Origin of the sequence: Micromonospora sp. NPDC047527 (assembly GCF_040643015.1) — a bacterium.
Lineage (GTDB): Bacteria > Actinomycetota > Actinomycetes > Mycobacteriales > Micromonosporaceae > Micromonospora.
Genome location: NZ_JBEYTK010000005.1, coordinates 415941 through 434178, shown reverse-complemented (window position 1 = coordinate 434178; position 18238 = coordinate 415941). Strand labels below are relative to the sequence as shown.

Sequence of the window (18238 nt, the reverse complement as noted above, 5' to 3'; positions counted from 1 at the left end):
AACATGACGACTCCGCGCGATCCCCGGGTGCGACGGGCCAACGGTGTCTACCATCTCTGTCATGCGGGAAGCGGCCCGTACCGGGCTCCGGCGACGCGTGCGGGGGCGGCCCCGCCGTGACCCGGGCCCGCTCGCCCGGGCCGTCGCCCGGGTGCTGGTCCGCGCCGCCGACGGTGCCAGCCGCCTCGTCACCGACCTGCTCGGGGCCGGCCCGGCGGCCGGTCGGGAGCGCATCTCCGAGGCCGAGCTGCGCGACCTGGTCGCGGCGAACACGGTGCTCGACCCGGACGAGCGGCGGATCATCGACGAGGTCCTGGTGGCAGGTGCCAGCCTGGTCCGCGAGGTGATGATGCCCCGCACCGAGGTGGTCTTCCTGCCGGCCCGGCTGACCATCGCCGAGGCGGCCCGGCTGGTCCGCGCCGAGACGCACACCCGCTACCCGGTCACCGACGGCACCCACGACGACGTGGTCGGTTTCGTGCACCTGCGCGACGTGCTGCTGCGTCCGGACATCGACCCGTGCGTCACCGTCGGCGAGCTGACCCGCGAGGTCAAGCGGCTGCCCGGCAGCAAACGCGTCCTGGCCGCGCTCACCGAGATGCGTCGGGAGGGCCAGCACCTCGCGGTGGTGATCGACGAGTACGGCGGCACCGCCGGGATCGTCACCCTGGAGGACCTGATCGAGGAACTCGTCGGGGAGATCCACGACGAGTACGACGCCGAGCCGGACCCGGTGCACGCCGGCCTTCCGGCGGTGGTGGACGGCCGGCTCAACCTCGCCGATTTCGCCGAGCGGACCGGAGTGGCTCTGCCCGTCGGCCCGTACGAGACGGTCGGCGGGTACGTGATGGCCGCGCTGGGCCGCCTGCCGCTGACCGGCGACGAGGTGCCGGTGCCCGCCGAGCCGGCCGACGACGGCGGGCCCGATCCGGGGGACCCGCCCGGCGGCTGGCTGCTGCGCGTGCTGGCCCTGGAGGGACGTCGGGTGGCCCGGCTCGCGGTCTCGGCTGTACGGACGCCGGAACAGCGCCGCGACGCCGCCGCCAGTCAGGCGCGTGACGGTGTGACGGGGCAGCCCCGGGAGAGCGGCGGCGGGCGGCCGGGTGGGGCCGGGCCGGGCCCGACGCGACGGATCGGAGTGGGGGAGCCGCGCGAGGTCAGCGCCCCGACACCGGCGGGCCGCGGCCGACCCGCCGGCCCGTCATGACGGACCCGGTTGCTTGCTGACAGAATTGTCGCCATGTCCGACGTTCCCGCCCGCCCGCGCGTCTTCTCCGGCATCCAGCCGACGGCCGACTCGTTCCACCTCGGCAACTACCTCGGCGCCGTGCGGCACTGGGTGGCCCTGCAGGAGACGCACGACGCGTTCTACTGTGTCGTGGACCTGCACGCCATCACCGCGGGCCACGATCCGGCGCTGCTGCGCCAGCGGACGAGGGTGGCGGCCGCACAGCTCTTCGCGGTCGGTCTCGACCCGGATCGCAGCACCCTGTTCGTGCAGTCGCAGGTGCCCGAGCACCCGCAGTTGGCCTGGGTGCTGGGCTGCATCACCGGCTTCGGCGAGGCCAGCCGGATGACCCAGTTCAAGGACAAGTCGCAGAAGCAGGGCAACGAGCGGGCCAGCGTCGGGCTGTTCACCTATCCCGTCCTGCAGGCCGCCGACATCCTGCTCTACCAGGCCAACGCGGTGCCGGTCGGTGAGGACCAGCGGCAGCACCTGGAGCTCTCCCGGGACCTGGCCCAGCGGTTCAACTCGTTGTTCGGCGCGACGTTCACCGTCCCCGCCCCGCACATCGTCAAGGACACCGCGAAGATCACCGACCTGCAGGACCCGACCGCGAAGATGTCCAAGTCGTCGTCCTCGCCGGCCGGCATCATCGACCTGCTGGAGGACCCGGCCCGGTCCGCCAAGAAGATCCGCTCCGCGGTGACCGACACCGGCCGGGAGATCGTCTTCGACGCCGAGACCAAGCCGGGCGTGTCCAACCTGCTGACCATCCACTCGGCGCTCAGCGGGCGCGGCATCGACGAGTTGGTCGCCGCGTACGCCGGCCGTGGCTACGGCGACCTGAAGAAGGACCTGGCCGAGGTTGTGGCGGACTTCGTCCGCCCGATCCAGGAACGCACCCGCACCTACCTCGACGACCCGGCGCAGCTGGACAAGCTGCTCGCCGCCGGCGCGGAGAAGGCCCGGTCGGTGGCCGGGGCGACGCTGCGGTCCGCGTACGAGCGGGTCGGGTTCTTCCCGCCGGTGCGCGGCGAATAGCGCCGCGGGACAGGTGGTCGGGTCGGTGGCCGAAGAGGCGGCACGGAGCGTGGATCGCAGTGGCGGGGTGACGCCGTCCGGCGACACCATCCAGATCGGCATCGCGGTGGACATCCCCGAGCCCTGGGGGACCCAGCTCACCCAGCGGCGGATGGAGGCGGGCGACGCCCTCGCGGTGCCCGCCCACGTGACGCTGCTCGGTCCGACCGAGATCCCGACCGCCATCCTGCCGGCCGTCGAGCGCCACCTCGGCGCGGTCGCCGCCGCGCACCTGCCGTTCGCGCTGCACCTGCGGGGCACCGGCACGTTCCGCCCGGTGACCCAGGTGGTGTTCGTCGCGGTCGCCGCCGGGATCAGCGAGTGCGAGCTGCTGGCCGCCGCCATCGCCGCCGCGCCAGGCGTGCATCGTGAGCTGCGTTTTCCCTACCATCCGCACGTCACCGTGGCGCAGGACGTGTCACCGGAGGCACTGGACAAGGTGTACGAGGATCTGGCGGACTTCTCCGCGATGTTCCAGGTCGAGGCGTTCACTCTCTTCTCGCACAGCGGGCAGGCCCGGTGGCAGCCCCGCCGGGACTTCCGCCTCGGCAACTGACCGCCGGCGACGCGCCGAGTGGCGAGCAATCGGAGTCGGTTGCCGTGACGGCGGTGGGAGATCGGCGAGGATGACCGCGTGAACGTGATCGGGGCGATCGAGGCGGGCATCGACCGCGGGGTGACCGCCGCGCGCCGCCGGTCGCGGCACTTCGACCACGTGTGGCGTGCCGGTGCGCTCTACGCCGAGGTGCTGGCCGGGCGACTGGCCGCGGCGATCGCCTACTACGGCTTCTTCGCGGTCTTCGCGCTCGCTCTGGTCGCGTACTCCATCTTCGGCGCGATCCTGGAGGACAACGACGAGGTCAGCGAGGCGGCGGCCGGGTTCCTGAAGGAGAATCTGCCGTTCCTGGACGCGGAGCAGATCGCCAACTCCAGCGGCACGGTCGGCGTGGTCGGCCTGATCATCCTGGTCTTCACCGGGATCGGCTGGGTCGAGTCGATCCGCTCGTCGCAACGGCTGATGTACGCGCTCAACCAGCAGCCGGGCAACCTGGTGGTCCGGCGGTTGGTCGACCTCGGCGTGATGATCGGCGTTTTCGTGCTGCTCGGTGTCTCGGTGGCGGCGGTGGACGCGCTGGAGTCGGTGCTGCGCTTCTTGCTGCGCAGCACCGGCTCGGTCGGCCTGACCACGATCAGCGCGATGCTCAGCGTGCTGGTCAACGCGGTGCTCGCCGCCGCGCTGCTGGTCGCAGTGCCCCGGCTGCGGATGAGCCGGTCCCGACTGCGCCCGGTGGTGGTGCTGGTCGCGATCGGCATCACGCTGCTCAACACCGTGGGGCGGTACTACGTGGTACGCACCGAGCGGAACCCGGCGTACACCGTGGTGGCCGGCGCGGTCGGGCTGCTGCTCTACCTCTACCTCCTCAACCAACTGGTGCTGTTCGGGGCGGCGCTCCTCGCGACCAGTGGGAAAGGGCGGGTGGTGGATCTGGCGGAGGGGCCGCGGGTGACGAATCTCGAAGAGGACACCGATCCCGGTACGCCGGGCGGTGCGGGCTGACGGCGTGGAAGGTGCGCAGGTGCTGATCTCGGTCGACCAGGACTCCCCGGTGCCCCCGTACGAGCAGGTGCGCGGGCAACTCGCCGAGCTGATCGGTGACGGCCGGCTCCCGGTGGGCAGCCGACTGCCCACCGTCCGGCAGCTCGCCGCCGACCTGCGGCTGGCCGCGAACACGGTGGCCCGGGCGTACCGGGAACTGGAGGCGGCCGGGCTGCTGGAGACGCGGGGGCGCAACGGCACCTTCGTCGCCCCCGGCCGGGACGACGCCGTGGACCGGCTGCACCGGGCTGCCGCCGAGTACGCCGCCGAGTCGCGGCGGCTGGGCGTCTCCCCGGATCGTGCCGTCGCCCTGGTCCGCGCCGCCCTCGACGCCATCCGCCACGACTGAGCGCGGACGGGATGCCGCTGGTTCCCCTGAAACGGCTGATGTCTCTGCGACATATTTATGCCTCTGAGACATCACGCTCCCAATGGCGGCCCCTCGCATGACCGCCCGGCGTGGCTCACGGGGCCGCCGGTGGGGCCACGTCGGCGTACGTTAAGGCGAATGACGCCCACCTTCCGGTCGGGAGCGGCCATGATGAGCCGGTGGGCGCACTCATGACACTGGACCTGCCGTCCGACTCGCCGATGCTCGGCCTGCCGTGGATCATCACCTTCGGTCCGCTCGGTGACCTCGACGAGTGGGAGCCGGTGGTCTGCGGGCCCTATGAGCGACCGCACGCGTTGGCGCTGGCCGAGGCGGTCGTGGCCGACGAGCAGTTGATGGCCGTGGTGGAGCCGCTGCTGCCGGCGCTGTCGCCCGACGAGATCCGCAGCGAGATCGCCGCCGCCCAGGTCGCCGCCGAGGACGAGGCCCGCCAGGTCGAGGGGGCCGATCTGTACGGCGACTTCGAGGACGTGATCGACGAGGAGTTGGACGCCGAGGCCGACGAGGCGGGCCACGGTGAGCCCACCGAACCGCCGGACGAGGCCGAGGTCCGCGCCGGCTTCACCCGGATCGCGGCGCTGCTCACCGCCAAGTGACCCGCAGGGGTCGCCGGCATCAGACGGACACCGGCGCCACGCGGAGGTAACTCCGCGTGGCGCCGGTGCACCTCACCCCCCACCACAAGGGGCTGGTAGCCCAGTCGCCCGTTGGCGCGGGGCACGACGGACGACCAGGTCGAGATCGGGTTACCCGCTCAGCGCCGTTCCAACCAGGCAGCCGCGTCGACGGGCAGCAGTTGGCCGGTGAGCGCCTCGCTGGCCAGGATCGGCTCGCCGTACCCGTCGATCGGGACCGGCGCGCTGCTGAGGTTGATTACGCAGGTCAGGGCGGTTGCACCGGCCGTGCGGGAGAAGGCCAGCACGCCCGGTCCGCTCTCCAGCCAGGTGACCCCGTCGGCGTCCATGGCCAGCGCCGGGTGCTCGTGGCGGACCCGCAGGGCGGCCCGGTACAGCTCCAGCGTCGAGCCGGGCACGCCGGTCTGCGCGGTGACCGACAGGGCACGCCAGGTCGCCGGGGCGGGTAGCCAGCTCGCCTCGCTGCCGGCCGGCCCGAAGCCGTACGGGGCCAGCTCGCCGCTCCACGGGATGGGGACGCGACAGCCGTCGCGGCTCTCGCCGGTACGCAGGAACGCCGGGTCCTGGCGCAGTTCGTCGGGGAGGTCGAGGACCTCGGGCAGGCCCAGCTCCTCACCCTGGTAGAGGTAGGCGCAGCCGGGCAGGGCGAGCATCAACAGGCTGGCGGCGCGTGCCCGGCGTAGCCCCTCGGCGCCGTCGCCGTAGCGGGTGACGTGCCGCTGCTTGTCGTGGTTGGACAGCACCCAGGTGGTGGGCGCGCCAACCACTGTCGCCTCGGCCAGCGCGGTGTCGATCACCTTGCGGAACGAGTCGGCCGACCAGGTGGCGTCGAGGAAGTCGAAGCTGAACGCCTGGTGCAGCTCGTCCGGGCCGATGTAGCGGGCGAGCCGCTCGGGGGTCTCGGCCCACGCTTCGGCGACCGCCATCCGACCGCCCTCGTAGCTGTCCAGGATGGGCCGCCACGCGCGGTAGATCTCGTGCACCCCGTCCTGGTCGAAGTAGGGCAGCCGGCCCTTGCCGAGCAGCTCGACCTGGCGTTGGCCGGTCGTCATCGTGCTGAAGCCGACGTCCGGCAACCCTTCGGCCTTGATCATCCCGTGCGCCACGTCGATCCGGAAGCCGTCCACGCCCCGGTCCAGCCAGAACCGCAGCACGTCCTCGAATTCGGCGCGGACCTCCGGGTGGCGCCAGTTCAGGTCCGGCTGGGCCGGGTCGAACAGGTGCAGGTGCCACTGGCCGTCGGCGATCCGGGTCCAGGCTGGGCCGCCGAAGATGCTTTCCCAGTCGTTCGGCGGCAGCTCGCCGTGCGCGCCGCGGCCGTCGGCGAACAGGTAGCGGGCCCGTTCGGGAGAGTCGGGGCCGGCGGCGAGGGCGGCGGTGAACCAGCGGTGCGCGCTGGAGGTGTGGTTGGGCACCAGGTCGACGATGATGCGCAGGCCGAGGGCGTGCGCGTCGGTGATCATCGCGTCGAAGTCGGCGAGCGTGCCGAACATCGGGTCGACGTCCCGGTAGTCGGCGACGTCGTACCCGCCGTCGACCATGGGCGAGGTGTAGAAGGGGGTCAACCAGAGCGCGTCCACACCGAGGTCGCGCAGGTACGGCAGGCGCTGCCGGATGCCCTGTAGGTCACCGACTCCGTCGCCGTCGCTGTCGGCGAAGCTGCGCACGTAGACCTGGTAGACGACCGCGGAGCGCCACCAGTCGTCGTCGGTGTGGGGCAGGGAGGCGGTCCTGATCATCTGAGCAATATGCCGGTCCGCTGCTGCAAGAGTCAAGCAGATCTTGCGTAAGAGAGTCGCGCGGCAGCCGGCGCGACCGCGGTGGAGCCGCGCACCACCAGCTCGGGGCGGAACAGGTATTCCGAGTGCGGGGCGCCGTGCCCGTTGATCTCGTCGACCAGGGCCCGGACCGCGGCGACCGCCATCGCGGTGACCGGCTGACGCATCGTGGTCAGCGGCGGGTCGGTGAAGGCCATCAGCGGCGAGTCGTCGTAGCCGACCACCGAGAGGTCCTCGGGGACGGTCATGCCGCGCTGCCGGGCGGCCCGGATCGCGCCGAGCGCCATCAGGTCGGAGCCGCAGACCACGCCTGTGACGCCCCGGTCCAGCAGGCGGCTGGCCGCTGCCTCGCCACCCTCCACACCGAACAGCGACAGCTCGGCCAGCGGGCCCAGATCGGCCTCGGCTACGCCGGCCAGCCGGGTCATCGCCGCCCGCCAGCTGGCCACCTTGCGCTGCACCGGCACGAACCGGTCCGGGCCGGTGATCAGGCCGATCCGCCGGTGCCCGAGCGCGACGAGGTGGGCCACGGCCAGTTCGGCGGCTTCCCGGTCGTCACAGGAGACGAACGGCGCGCCGATGCCGGGCACGTAGCCGTTGATCATCACGACGGGCAGCGGTCGGGCGATCAGCGCCCGGTAGCGGTCGTGGTTGGCGGCGGTGTCGGCGTGCAGGCCGGAGACGAACACGATCCCGGAGACCTGCCGGTCCAGCAGCATCTCCACGTACTCGTCCTCGGTGACGCCGCCCGCGGTCTGCGTGCAGAGCACCGGGGTGAACCCGCTCTGCGCCAGGGTCGACTCGATGACCTGCGCGAACGCGGGGAAGATCGGGTTGTCCAGCTCCGGAACCACCAGACCGACCAGCCCGGCGCTGCGTTTGCGCAGCCGAGCCGGGCGCTCGTAGCCGAGCACGTCGAGAGCGGTGAGGACGGCCTGCCGGGTCTCCGGGGCCACCCCGGGGCGGTCGTTGAGCACCCGCGACACCGTGGCCTCGCTGACTTCGGCCTGCTGGGCGATGTCGGACAGTCGAGCGCGCATGGCGGCACTTTAGCCCACCGGCAAGTTCTTGCGGGGCGCTCTGCAAGTGCTTCCATAATCTGCAACCTCTTGCTAACGTCCCCGCAACATGCGAGAGCAGCGGCGCAGTATTCACGCGCCGGTGGCAAGAACTTCCAGAGATCCCATCGGTGGAGCCGCCCTTCCCCCGGCGGTCCCGCCATGACGACAGGAGTACCGATGCGCATCCGTACCGCGGGTGTGGTCGCCCTCTTCACCCTGGCGCTCGCTGCCTCCGGGTGTGGCGGCGACAGCGACGAGCCGGCCGCGAAGGAATCCCCCAAGGCCGCCGGCGGCAAGCTGGTGATCTGGGCGGACGACAAGCGGACCGCCGCCCTCAAGCCGTTCGCCGAGAAGTTCGGCCAGGAGAACGGCGTCACCGTCGAGGTCCAGGCCGTCAGCAAGGACCTGCAGACCAACTTCGTCACCGCCTCGCAGCAGGGCAGCGGCCCCGACGTGGTCGTCGGCGCGCACGACTGGATCGGCAACCTGGTGCAGAACGGCGCCATCGACCCCGTGCAGCTCGCCGCCGAGCAGAAGAGCGCGTTGAACGAGACCGCCATCAAGGCGGTCACCTTCAACGGTCAGCTCTACGGCGTGCCGTACGCGCAGGAGAACCTGGCGCTGATCCGCAACACCGAGCTGGCCCCCGAGGCGCCGAAGACCATCGAGGATCTGGTCGCCACCGGCAAGCAGCTCAAGGCGTCGAAGAAGGCCACCGAGACGCTCTGCCTCCAGGTCGGCCAGAACGGCGACGCGTACCACATCTACCCGCTCTACACCTCGGCCGGCGGCTACCTCTTCGGCACCGGCGCGAACGGCGACTACGACCCGAAGGACCTGGGCGTGGGCAAGCCCGAGTCGATCGAGGCGTTCAAGAAGATCGGCGCGCTGGGCGAGAAGGGCGAGGGCGTGCTCAAGCGCTCCATCTCGGACACCAACTCGATCGCCACCTTCACCGGTAAGAAGTGCGCGTTCCTGGTCTCCGGCCCGTGGGCGGTGGCCGACGTGAAGAAGGCCAACATCTCCTACGACATCTCCGCCATCCCCGGCTTCGCCGGTGCCAAGGAGGCCCAGCCGTTCGTGGGCGTGCAGGCGTTCTACGTCGCCGCCAAGGGCAAGAACAAGGCCCTGGCCCAGGAGTTCGTGGCCAACTACACGACCACCCCCGAGTTGGCCGTCGCGCTCTACAACGCCGAGGCCCGACCGCCGGCGCTGACCGCCGCCCTGGAACAGGTCAAGGGCGGTGACCCGGACCTGGCCAAGTTCCAGGAGGCCGGCAAGAACGGCCAGGTGCTCCCGGCCATCCCGGCGATGGCCGCCATCTGGGACCCGTTCGGCAAGGCCGAGGCCGCCGTCATCGGCGGGGCCGACCCGACCAGCACCATCACCGCCGCCGGCAAGACCATCTCCGGCCAGATCAAGTAATGAGTACGCCGCTGTCCGGCCCGGAGCCTGCCCCGCAGGCCCCGGGCCGGGAGCCCGTCGGCTCCCGGCCCTCGCGCTCCCGTACCGCGCGTGACCACGCGCCGATCACCCTGACCGGCCTCGTCGGCAAGGTGCTCCTGCTCGGCCTGACCGCCGGAATCGCGGTCTGGGCGGCATTCCCCCTCATCGACGGTGCGAAGTGGACCGGCCTGGCCCTGCTGGCGGCGACCACCGCCGGACTGTTCTACCTGTACCTCACCCGTCGGCACATCCCGGCCAAGTACCTGGTCCCGGGCACCCTGTTCCTGATCGCCTTCCAGGTCGTCCCGGTGCTCTACACGGCGAGCACCGCCTTCACCAACTTCGGTGACGGGCACCGGGGCAGCAAGGACGAGGCGATCGTCGCGATCCAGACCTCGTCGGTCACCCAGGTGCCCGGGTCCGCCGAGTACGCACTGTCGATCGCCACCAAGGGTGACCCGGCGTCCGCCCCCCTGGTCTTCCTGGTCACCGACCCCGCCACCGGCGAGGTCTCCGCCGGCGACGCCGGAGGGCTGCGGCGACTCGACGCCGCCGACGTCACCGTCAGCGCGGGCGGCAAGGTCACCGCCGCCGACGGCTACACGGTGCTGAACTTCGGCCAGGCCAGCGCCCGCAGCGAGGAGATCACTGACCTGGTCGTGCCGACCGCCGGTGGCGCGCTGCGCTCCAGCGGCCTGTCCCGCGCCTACGAGGGCAAGGCGGTGCGGGCGTACGACGCCGACTGCGACTGCATCCGGGACACCGCGACCGGGCAGAGCTTCACCGCCGACGATGAGGTGGGCGCCTTCGTCGCCGCCGACGGCGAGCGGCTGGCCCAGGGCTGGAAGGTCAACGTCGGGCTCAGCAACTTCACCCGGGTGCTCACCGACCGGGACATCTCCGGCCCGTTCCTCAGCACGCTGGTCTGGAACTTCGCCTTCGCCATCGGTTCCACGGGCGGGACGTTCCTGCTCGGCATGCTGATCGCGCTCGCGCTGCACTCGCCCCGGATGCGTGGCACCAACCTCTACCGGGTGCTGCTGGTCCTGCCGTACGCCATGCCGTCGTTCGCGATGCTGCTGGCCTGGCGGGACATGTTCAACGCCGACTTCGGGCTGATCAACAACCTGTTCGGGCTGGACGTCGACTGGTTCGGTCACTCGTGGACGGCCCGCCTCGCGGTCATCCTCGTGCAGCTCTGGCTCGGGTATCCGTACATGTTCCTGGTGGCGACCGGCGCGTTGCAGGCCATTCCGCGTGAGCTGACCGAGGCCACCTCGGTCGACGGGGCGTCGCCCTGGCAGTCGTTCCGCGCGGTCACCCTGCCGCTGCTGCTGGTCGCGCTCTCCCCGCTGCTGATCTCGTCGTTCGCGTACAACTTCAACAACTTCAACGCGATCTACCTGACCACCGAGGGCGCGCCCTTCCCGGCCGACAACCCGACCAACGGCGCCACCGACCTGCTGATCACGTACACCTATCGGCTGGCCTTCGGCGGGCAGGGCGCGGAGTTCGGTTTCGCCGCCGCGATCTCCCTGTTCATCTTCGCCATCGTCGCCGTGGTCTCGATCGTCAGCTTCCGGCGGACCCGCAAGCAGGAGGAGGTGTACTCGTGACCACCCTCACCGCGCGTACCGGCGACACGGCCGGTCGCCCACCCGTGACCAACCGGAACGTCACCGGCCGGCGGCGCAACCGCTGGTTCGCCGACGTCGGTTGGCGGCACCTGGTCGCCGTGCTCGGCGTGCTGTTCAGCCTCTTCCCGATCGTGTTCGTGCTCTCCGCCGCGCTCAACCCGCTCGGCACGCTCTCCACCACCGAGCTGGTGCCGACCGGCGGGGTGTCGCTGGGTAACTTCACCGGGCTGTTCGAGCGGACCGCCTTCGAGCGATGGTTCCTCAACTCGCTGCTGATCGCCGGGGTGGCCTCGTTCGCGTCGGTGCTCCTCTCGGCGCTGGCCGCGTACGCCTTCTCCCGGATGCGGTTTCGCGGCCGGCGGGTGGGGCTGCTCTCGCTGCTGCTGATCCAGATGTTCCCGCAGTTCCTGGCGATCGTGGCGATCTACCTGATCTTCGGCGCGATCACCGACCTGTGGCCCGCGATCGGCTTCAACACTCCGTGGGGGCTGCTGCTGCTCTACATGGGTGGAGCGCTCGGTGTGAACACCTGGCTCATGAAGGGCTTCTTCGACACCCTGCCCCGGGAGCTGGACGAGTCGGCCACCATGGATGGCGCCTCGCACGCCCAGGTCTTCTTCCGGATCATGCTGCCGCTGGTGGCGCCGATCCTGGCGGTGACGGGGTTGCTGGCGTTCATCGGCACCATCAACGAGTTCCTGATGGCCAACGTGTTCCTCACCAGCACCGACTCGAAGACCCTGGCGGTCGGCATGTACGGCATGTTGCAGGGCAACGAGCGCAACAACAACTTCGGCATCTTCGCGGCCGGCACCCTGCTCACCGCGATCCCCACCGTGCTGGTCTTCCAGTTCCTCCAGCGCTACATCGTCTCCGGCCTCACCGCCGGAGCGGTCAAGGGATGAGCCCCGTGACCCCGCCCGTGGCCGCGCAGCGCCCGCACCACGACGGCTCGGCCACCTACGTCCCCGACCAGGAGCCCGCCCTCGGGCGAAGCGTCCCGGTCTTCGTCCGGGTTCCCGCTGGTGCGGACGTGCGGACCGTGCACGTCCGCACCACCCCGGACGGCGAGCCGCGTTTCGTCGAGGCCGTCGTCGACCGCCGCGCCGGCGGGGACGTCTGGTGGCGCGCCGACGTCGAGGTGCGTAACCCGGTGAGCAACTACCGGTTCATGCTCACCGGCGCCGATGGCTACCGCTGGCTCAACGCCGCCGGGCTGGTCGACCACGACGTGCCGGACAACAGCGACTTCAAGCTGGTCACCCACGCACCACCGCCGGCCTGGGCGCGGGACGCGGTGATCTACCAGATCTTCCCCGATCGGTTCGCCCGCTCGTCGGCAGCCGACGCCCGACCGCTGCCGGACTGGGCGATCCCGTGCGACTGGGACACCCCGGTGATCGGGCGTGGCCCCGAGACGCCGCGCCAGCTCTACGGCGGCGACCTGGACGGCATCGCCGAGCGGCTGGACCATCTGGACCGGCTCGGGGTGAACACCGTCTACCTCACCCCGTTCTTCCCGGCCCGATCCAACCACCGTTACGACGCGGCCAGCTTCGACCGGGTCGACCCGTTGCTCGGCGGGGACGCCGCGCTGGCCCGACTCGCCGAGGCGGTCCGCGCCCGGGGCTGGCGGCTGCTCGGCGACATCACCAGCAACCACACCGGCGACGCGCACGAGTGGTTCACCGCCGCCACCTCTGACGTGTGCGCGCCAGAGCGAGGGCTGTACTACTTCGACGAGATCACCGGGGACTACGAGTCGTGGAACGGTGTGAAGTCGCTGCCGAAGCTGAACTGGGGTAGCGACGACCTGCGCCGCCGCTTCGCCACCGCCGACGACGCGCCGCTGCGCCGCTGGCTGCGCCCCCCGTACGCGCTCGACGGCTGGCGGGTGGACGTGGCGAACATGACCGGCCGTCGGGGTGCCGACTCCTACACCCACGAGGTGGCCCGACTGCTGCGCGAGGTGGTTGCCGAAACCCGGGCCGACGGGCTGGTGCTCGCCGAGCACGGCCACGACCACACCGGCGACCTCGACCGCGACGGCTGGCACGGCACGATGAACTACGTGGGCTTCACCGACCCGGTCTGGTCCTGGCTGCGGCACGGTGCCGCACCGGTGCCGAACTTCCTCGGCACCCCGGGCGGGGCCCAACGGCGGGACACCGCCGCGGTGCTGTCCACCATGGATGCCTACCGGTCGCTGGTCTCCTGGCGGTCGTACGTGCACTCGTGGCAGCTGCTCGGCTCGCACGACTCGGCCCGGATCCGCACGGTGGTCGGCGACGCGGCCCGGCAGGAGGTGGCAGCCGGCCTACTCGCCACCATGCCGGGCACCCCGGTGATCTTCGCTGGGGACGAGCTGGGGCTGACCGGCGTGAACGGGGAGGAGTCGCGCACTCCGATGCCGTGGCATCGGCCGCAGAGCTGGGACGCCGGCACCTTCGCGGCGTACCGGGCGCTTGTCGCGCTGCGCCGTACCGAGCCGGCGCTGCGACACGGCGGCCTGCGCCGGGTGTACGCCGACGCGGACACCCTGGTCTTCCTCCGTGAGACGCCGGCCGGCTCGGTTCTCGTGCTGGCCCGGCGCTCCGCCGGTGCCCCGGTCCGGATCGCCGGCCTGCCGTCGGGGGAGAACGCCTACGGCGGCGCTCCCGCGCTGCGCCCGGACGCCGACGGCGTGGTCGTCCTCCCCGCCGACGGCCCGACCTTCCAGGTCTGGCGACTCGGCTGACGGGAGCCGGCCTGAGGTGAGCGGTCGGGTCAGCCGGTCAGCGCCTCGCGCATCCGTTCGATCTCCACCGCCTGTTCGAAGCCGACGCTGGTCGCCATCTCGTTGACGATGCTGTCGACGCCGAGGGTCAACGCCTCCCGCGCCATGTCGATGGCGCCCTGGTGGTGTTCGCTCATCATGGCCACGAACATCCGGTCGAAGGCGGCGCCACGGGCGGCCTCCAACCCCCGCAGGGCCTCGGCCGACTGCATGCCCGCCATCTCGTGCTGGTGCGCGCCGCCGCTTCCCGAATTCCGGTCCAGGCCCCGGGCCGCCAGCCAGCCCTCCAGTGCTCCGATCTCGGGCCCCTGCGCCGCCAGGATCCGGTCGGCGATGGCGAGGATCGTCGAACTCTCGGCCCGGCCGGGGGCGTACCGCGCCATCACGAGTGCCTGCTCGTGGTGCGGGATCATCATCGTGACGAACCGGACGTCCGTGGCGTTGTAGGCGGGGCTCGGTCCCGGCGTCACCTCGTTCGCCCGCGCGGTCCGGGCGACCTCGCCGGGCCGTCCGGGCAGCACCACCGGGGCGGTGGAGTCCGGCACGCCGGGCTGGGCGAGGGGTGCCGGCGGCGTGGCCTTGGCACTGGCCCGTGCCGTCGGCGTCGGGGCGTCCTCGCGCAGTCCGAGGGCCACCGCCGCGCCAGCGGCCAGCACCAGCAGGACGGCGAACTCCACCAGGAGGATCACCCGAAGCCGGGGAGAGATCATCCGAATCCGCTCACTTAGCACAAGTTGACTCCCGCCGCTGATCAGGTTGGCGGGGATCGTAGCGCGGCGCTGACCTGGGCGAAAAGGCGTGCCGGGAAATGGACCATAGGCCCCAGCTTGGGTTTTTGGTGACGCCCTTTTCGAGCTTTCGTTATCTGATCGTTACCTTGATCGGTTCCCGATCGTGTCGTAGATCACAATGAACATCCTGGGCACTGGATATGGTCCGGCTACTTCATGATCCACCCTTTGCTAGAAAGGGCGTGACCCAGTGTTCAGACAGAAATCACGAGGGGTACGCAGAGTCGGGGCCGTCAGCCTCGCCGCCGCCACCGCTGTTCTCTTCACGGCTGTCGCGGGGGCTCCGGCCATCGGCGCGGTCGACACCAGCGAGACCGCCGACAACTGTGAGTCGCTGCGGGAGGCCGGGGACAACTTCGCCGAGCTCTGCCTCTCCGCCGAGGAGACCGGTGCCCAGGCCGAGTACGTCGCCCCGGGCGTGGACGAGATCGCCAGCACCCCGAACCTCAAGCAGATCGCGAACCTGCCGAAGTCCGGGGCGTTCGCCCGGGAGGCGTCGTACAACACCGACATGGCGTTCCAGGGCAACTACGCCTTCGTCGGCAACTACGACGGCTTCACCATCTACGACGTCAGCAAGCCCAGCGCGCCGCAGATCACCAGCCAGGTCGTCTGCCCCGGCTCGCAGAACGACCTCTCGGTCTTCGGCAACCTGGTGTTCCTCTCGGTTGACTCGTCGCGCAACGACGACTCGTGCAACAGCACCAGCCAGTCGGCGAACATCAAGAGCTCCTGGGAGGGCGTCCGGATCTTCGATGTGACCGACAAGGCCAGCCCGACCTACATCAAGGCCATCGAGACCGACTGCGGCTCGCACACCCACACCCTCGTGCCGGGCAAGAACGACGGCAACCTCTACGTCTACGTGCAGTCGTACAGCCCGTCGACAAACGCCGCGGACTGCAAGCCGCCGCACGACAAGCTGTCGATCATCAAGGTGCCGCTTGCCAACCCGACCGCGGCCGCCGTCGTGGCCACGCCGAACCTGTTCCCCGACACGGTGGGCGCGAACTCGACGAGCGGTTGCCACGACGTGACCGTCTACCCGGAGCTGGACCTCGCGGCCGGCGCCTGCATGGGTGACGGCATCCTGATGGACATCTCCGACCGGGAGAACCCGGTGGTGCTCAGCCGGGTCCGGGACGCCAACTTCGCGTTCTGGCACTCGGCCACGTTCAACAACGCCGGCACCAAGGTGGTCTTCACCGACGAGCTCGGTGGCGGCAGCAGCGCGACCTGCAACGCGACCATCGGGCCGAAGCGTGGCGCGGACGCGATCTTCGACATCGTGGGCTCGGGCGCGAACCGCTCCCTGGAGTTCAAGAGCTACTTCAAGATCCCGCGCCAGAACACCAGCACCGAGAACTGCGTGGCGCACAACGGCTCGCTGATCCCGGCGATGGGCCGCGACATCATGGTCCAGGCCTGGTACCAGGGTGGCATCTCGGTCTGGGACTTCACCGACTCGGCCAACCCGCAGGAGATCGCCTACTGGGAGCGGGGGCCGCTCTCGGCGACCCGCCTGGTCCTCGGCGGCGCCTGGTCGACGTACTACCACAACGGGTACATCTACTCCAGCGACATCCAGAAGGGCCTGGACGTCCTGAAGCTGACCGACCCGCGTACCGACAACGCCCGCGCGATCGCCTTCGGTGAGCTGAACGTGCAGAGCCAGCCCAGCTACCCGACCTGCACCGAGGTGATCACCGAGCGGCGCAACGGCGGGCTCACCGTCAAGTCCGGCGTCGTCTGCCTGGACGGGGCGACGGTCAACGGTGGCGTCAACGTCGCGCCGGGGGCCAGCCTGATTGCGTTCAACGCCAAGATCAACGGCGGTGTCAAGGCGAACGGCGCCTCGGTGGTGTCGGTCGTGGAGAGCCAGGTCAATGGTGGGCTGACCGCCCTCGGCGCCAAGGCGTCGGTGCGGGACAGCAAGATCAACGGCTCGGTGAAGATCGATAGCTGACAGCACGGCACCGCCGCCCCACGGTGGCGGACAGTTCGTTGAGGCGCTCGGTCGGGACATTCCGGCCGGGCGCCTCGCCCGTTCGCCCCATCCCCCGGGCGGGCCCTACTACAAAGTGTCGTTGATGGGGGAGAATGGCTGGCGTGGAAACGACTCGACTGATTCTTCTCTATGTCCACCTGATCGGCTTCGCCCTGTTGCTCGGCGGCACGATCGCGCAATACATCAGCGGCCGGCTTCGGATCAACCCCGCGATGCTGTGGGGCTCCGTTATCGGTCTGCTGACCGGGATCGGGCTCGCCGCCCCGCTGCGCGACGGTGACGAGCCGGCACCGGCAAAACTTGTGACGAAGTTGACGCTCGCGCTGCTGATCTTCGTCATGGTCTTCTTCTCGCGGAAGCGTGACTCGATCAACCGGGGGCACTTCCTCACGATCGCCGGCTTGACCCTGGTCAACGCGGCAGTGGCGGTCTTCTGGCGGTAACGTCCGAGAGGGAGCGGCCTCCCGCGAACCGGACTTTCGTGACGCCCGTGGACGCGATTAGCAGCACAAAGAGTGACTTGCCCCACGCAAGGGTTACACCCGGGTAACAGGCGCTCAACAGTCGTGCACGATTGTCGGCCGGTGGGTGGGCGCGGGCGTACGCTCCCGTCCGTAACGTGGGACAGCCGGCGGCACCCGCAGGTCGGCTGATGGGCTGCCACCGCACTAGGCGCGGTGTGCAATGGGAAGGAGACGTCTTGCGCTCGGTGCGTGGGATGCGGATCGCCTCGATCGTCGCGGTGGGTGGGCTTGCGCTCTCCGTCGCCGCTTGTGGCGAGGCCCCCGATGATGACAAGAACGCCGGCAGTGGCGCCAAGAAGTTCAGCGCCTGCATGGTGACCGACACCGGCGGCATCGACGACAAGTCGTTCAACACCTCGGCCTGGAAGGGTCTGCAGGAGGCCAAGGCCGCCAACGACAACATCGACATCAAGTACGTCGCGTCGAAGGCTGAGGCCGACTACGAGCCCAACCTGACGCAGTACGTCAACCAGAAGTGCGACTTCATCCTGGCGGTCGGTGGCCTGATGGCCGACGCCACCTCGAAGATCGCCAAGGCGAACCCGAACCAGGAGTTCGGCATCGTCGACGCGAACCCGGGTGACGCCAACATCTACCCGATGCAGTTCGACACCGCCCAGGCCGCGTTCCAGGCCGGCTACCTGGCCGCCGGGATGAGCAAGACCGGCAAGGTGGGCACCTACGGTGGCCTGCCGATCCCGCCGGTGACGATCTTCATGGACGGCTTCGCCGACGGCGTGGCGTACTACAACACCACGAAGAAGAAGGACGTCCAGTTGTTGGGCTGGAACAAGGAGACCCAGAAGGGCTCCTTCACCAACGACTTCGGCAAGCAGGACGAGGGCAAGAAGGTCTCCGACGCGCTGGTCGCCCAGGGTGCGGACATCATCATGCCGGTCGCCGGTGGCGCCGGTCTCGGCACCACCGCCGCGGCGAAGGCCTCGGGCGGCAAGTACAACACCATCTGGGTGGACGTCGACGGCTGCGAGAGCACCCCGGACTGCTCCGCGATCATCACCACGGTCGTCAAGAACATCCCGGAGGCCGTCAAGGAGGCCGTGGTCAAGGCCGCCGCTGGCGACAAGCTGCCGGCCAACCCGGGCTTCGTCGGCACCCTGGCCAACAACGGTGTCTCGATCGCCCCGTACCACGACTTCGACAGCAAGGTTCCGGCCGAGCTGAAGGCCGAGGTCGACAAGATCAAGGCGGACATCGCCGCTGGCACCATCACCGTCACCTCGAAGGCCCAGCCGACCAAGTGACAACCGGCCGGCCCGTCCGATGAGATC

The 18238-nt window shown here is 70.2% G+C and carries 15 protein-coding genes and 1 pseudogene; 13 read left to right on the top strand and 3 right to left on the bottom strand.

Translation table 11 applies throughout. The features are described 5' to 3' along the window. Positions 1 to 61: 61 nt before the first annotated feature. From ABZ808_RS21680 to ABZ808_RS21655, 6 genes are all read left to right on the top strand, one after another. Positions 62 to 1207, top strand: a complete 1146-nt coding sequence (locus ABZ808_RS21680; RefSeq protein WP_357009285.1) for a hemolysin family protein — start codon at positions 62 to 64, stop codon at positions 1205 to 1207. A gap of 33 nt (positions 1208 to 1240) precedes the next feature. Continuing rightward, complete coding sequence (gene trpS / locus ABZ808_RS21675; RefSeq protein WP_357009283.1) at positions 1241 to 2266, top strand: tryptophan--tRNA ligase; 1026 nt, start codon at positions 1241 to 1243, stop codon at positions 2264 to 2266. Between the two features lie 25 nt (positions 2267 to 2291). Beyond that, positions 2292 to 2861, top strand: coding sequence for a 2'-5' RNA ligase family protein (locus tag ABZ808_RS21670; protein WP_357009280.1), 570 nt, complete (start codon positions 2292 to 2294; stop codon positions 2859 to 2861). Between the two features lie 78 nt (positions 2862 to 2939). Continuing rightward, complete coding sequence (locus ABZ808_RS21665; RefSeq protein WP_357009277.1) at positions 2940 to 3863, top strand: YhjD/YihY/BrkB family envelope integrity protein; 924 nt, start codon at positions 2940 to 2942, stop codon at positions 3861 to 3863. Positions 3864 to 3882: 19 nt separating this feature from the next. Beyond that, positions 3883 to 4251, top strand: a complete 369-nt coding sequence (locus ABZ808_RS21660) for a GntR family transcriptional regulator (protein ID WP_357009275.1) — start codon at positions 3883 to 3885, stop codon at positions 4249 to 4251. A 200-nt stretch (positions 4252 to 4451) separates the two neighbouring features. After that, positions 4452 to 4889: a hypothetical protein gene (locus tag ABZ808_RS21655; RefSeq protein ID WP_357009272.1), complete on the top strand. Its 438-nt coding sequence runs from the start codon at positions 4452 to 4454 to the stop codon at positions 4887 to 4889. 158 nt (positions 4890 to 5047) lie between these two features. Here the strand turns inward: ABZ808_RS21655 and ABZ808_RS21650 are convergent, their stop codons facing one another. Together ABZ808_RS21650 and ABZ808_RS21645 are read right to left on the bottom strand one after the other, a co-directional pair. Next, positions 5048 to 6667 carry a glycoside hydrolase family 13 protein gene (locus ABZ808_RS21650; RefSeq protein WP_357009270.1) on the bottom strand — a complete coding sequence of 540 codons (1620 nt, stop codon included), beginning with the start codon at positions 6665 to 6667 and terminating at the stop codon, positions 5048 to 5050. A gap of 32 nt (positions 6668 to 6699) precedes the next feature. Beyond that, positions 6700 to 7746, bottom strand: a complete 1047-nt coding sequence (locus tag ABZ808_RS21645; protein ID WP_357009267.1) for a LacI family DNA-binding transcriptional regulator — start codon at positions 7744 to 7746, stop codon at positions 6700 to 6702. 198 nt (positions 7747 to 7944) lie between these two features. Between ABZ808_RS21645 and ABZ808_RS21640 the strand changes: the two genes are divergently transcribed. From ABZ808_RS21640 to ABZ808_RS21625, 4 genes are read left to right on the top strand one after another with little or no spacing between them, the layout of a single operon-like run. After that, entirely contained in the window at positions 7945 to 9192 is a 1248-nt protein-coding gene (locus tag ABZ808_RS21640) for a maltose ABC transporter substrate-binding protein (RefSeq protein WP_357009264.1), read from the top strand. Continuing rightward, complete coding sequence (locus tag ABZ808_RS21635; RefSeq protein ID WP_357009261.1) at positions 9192 to 10829, top strand: ABC transporter permease subunit; 1638 nt, start codon at positions 9192 to 9194, stop codon at positions 10827 to 10829. Before ABZ808_RS21640 ends, ABZ808_RS21635 begins: the two co-directional genes overlap by 1 nt. A gap of 44 nt (positions 10830 to 10873) precedes the next feature. Beyond that, entirely contained in the window at positions 10874 to 11755 is an 882-nt protein-coding gene (locus ABZ808_RS21630; RefSeq protein WP_357009583.1) for a sugar ABC transporter permease, read from the top strand. 5 nt (positions 11756 to 11760) lie between these two features. Further along, positions 11761 to 13587 (top strand): glycoside hydrolase family 13 protein, encoded by a 1827-nt coding sequence (locus ABZ808_RS21625; RefSeq protein ID WP_357009258.1) that lies wholly within the window; start codon positions 11761 to 11763, stop codon positions 13585 to 13587. A 29-nt stretch (positions 13588 to 13616) separates the two neighbouring features. Here the strand turns inward: ABZ808_RS21625 and ABZ808_RS21620 are convergent, their stop codons facing one another. Then, entirely contained in the window at positions 13617 to 14336 is a 720-nt protein-coding gene (locus ABZ808_RS21620; protein ID WP_357009256.1) for a DUF305 domain-containing protein, read from the bottom strand. 415 nt (positions 14337 to 14751) lie between these two features. Between ABZ808_RS21620 and ABZ808_RS21615 the strand changes: the two are divergent. The 3 genes and pseudogenes from ABZ808_RS21615 to ABZ808_RS21605 all read left to right on the top strand — a co-directional run. Then, positions 14752 to 16092: pseudogene (locus ABZ808_RS21615) on the top strand (hypothetical protein); the annotation flags it as partial. 434 nt (positions 16093 to 16526) lie between these two features. Then, on the top strand, positions 16527 to 16868 hold the full coding sequence (locus tag ABZ808_RS21610; protein ID WP_357009580.1) for a hypothetical protein: 342 nt from the start codon (positions 16527 to 16529) through the stop codon (positions 16866 to 16868). Positions 16869 to 17143: 275 nt separating this feature from the next. Then, positions 17144 to 18211 (top strand): BMP family ABC transporter substrate-binding protein, encoded by a 1068-nt coding sequence (locus ABZ808_RS21605; RefSeq protein WP_357009578.1) that lies wholly within the window; start codon positions 17144 to 17146, stop codon positions 18209 to 18211. Positions 18212 to 18238 lie beyond the last annotated feature (27 nt).

Coding starts and splice junctions, on each gene's coding strand:
- ABZ808_RS21680 (WP_357009285.1), top strand. CDS start 62: ATGCGGGAAGCGGCCCGTACCGGGCTCCGGCGACGCGTGCGGGGGCGG.
- trpS (WP_357009283.1), top strand. CDS start 1,241: ATGTCCGACGTTCCCGCCCGCCCGCGCGTCTTCTCCGGCATCCAGCCG.
- ABZ808_RS21650 (WP_357009270.1), bottom strand. CDS start 6,667: ATGATCAGGACCGCCTCCCTGCCCCACACCGACGACGACTGGTGGCGC.
- ABZ808_RS21645 (WP_357009267.1), bottom strand. CDS start 7,746: ATGCGCGCTCGACTGTCCGACATCGCCCAGCAGGCCGAAGTCAGCGAG.
- ABZ808_RS21640 (WP_357009264.1), top strand. CDS start 7,945: ATGCGCATCCGTACCGCGGGTGTGGTCGCCCTCTTCACCCTGGCGCTC.
- ABZ808_RS21635 (WP_357009261.1), top strand. CDS start 9,192: ATGAGTACGCCGCTGTCCGGCCCGGAGCCTGCCCCGCAGGCCCCGGGC.
- ABZ808_RS21620 (WP_357009256.1), bottom strand. CDS start 14,336: ATGATCTCTCCCCGGCTTCGGGTGATCCTCCTGGTGGAGTTCGCCGTC.
- ABZ808_RS21605 (WP_357009578.1), top strand. CDS start 17,144: ATGCGGATCGCCTCGATCGTCGCGGTGGGTGGGCTTGCGCTCTCCGTC.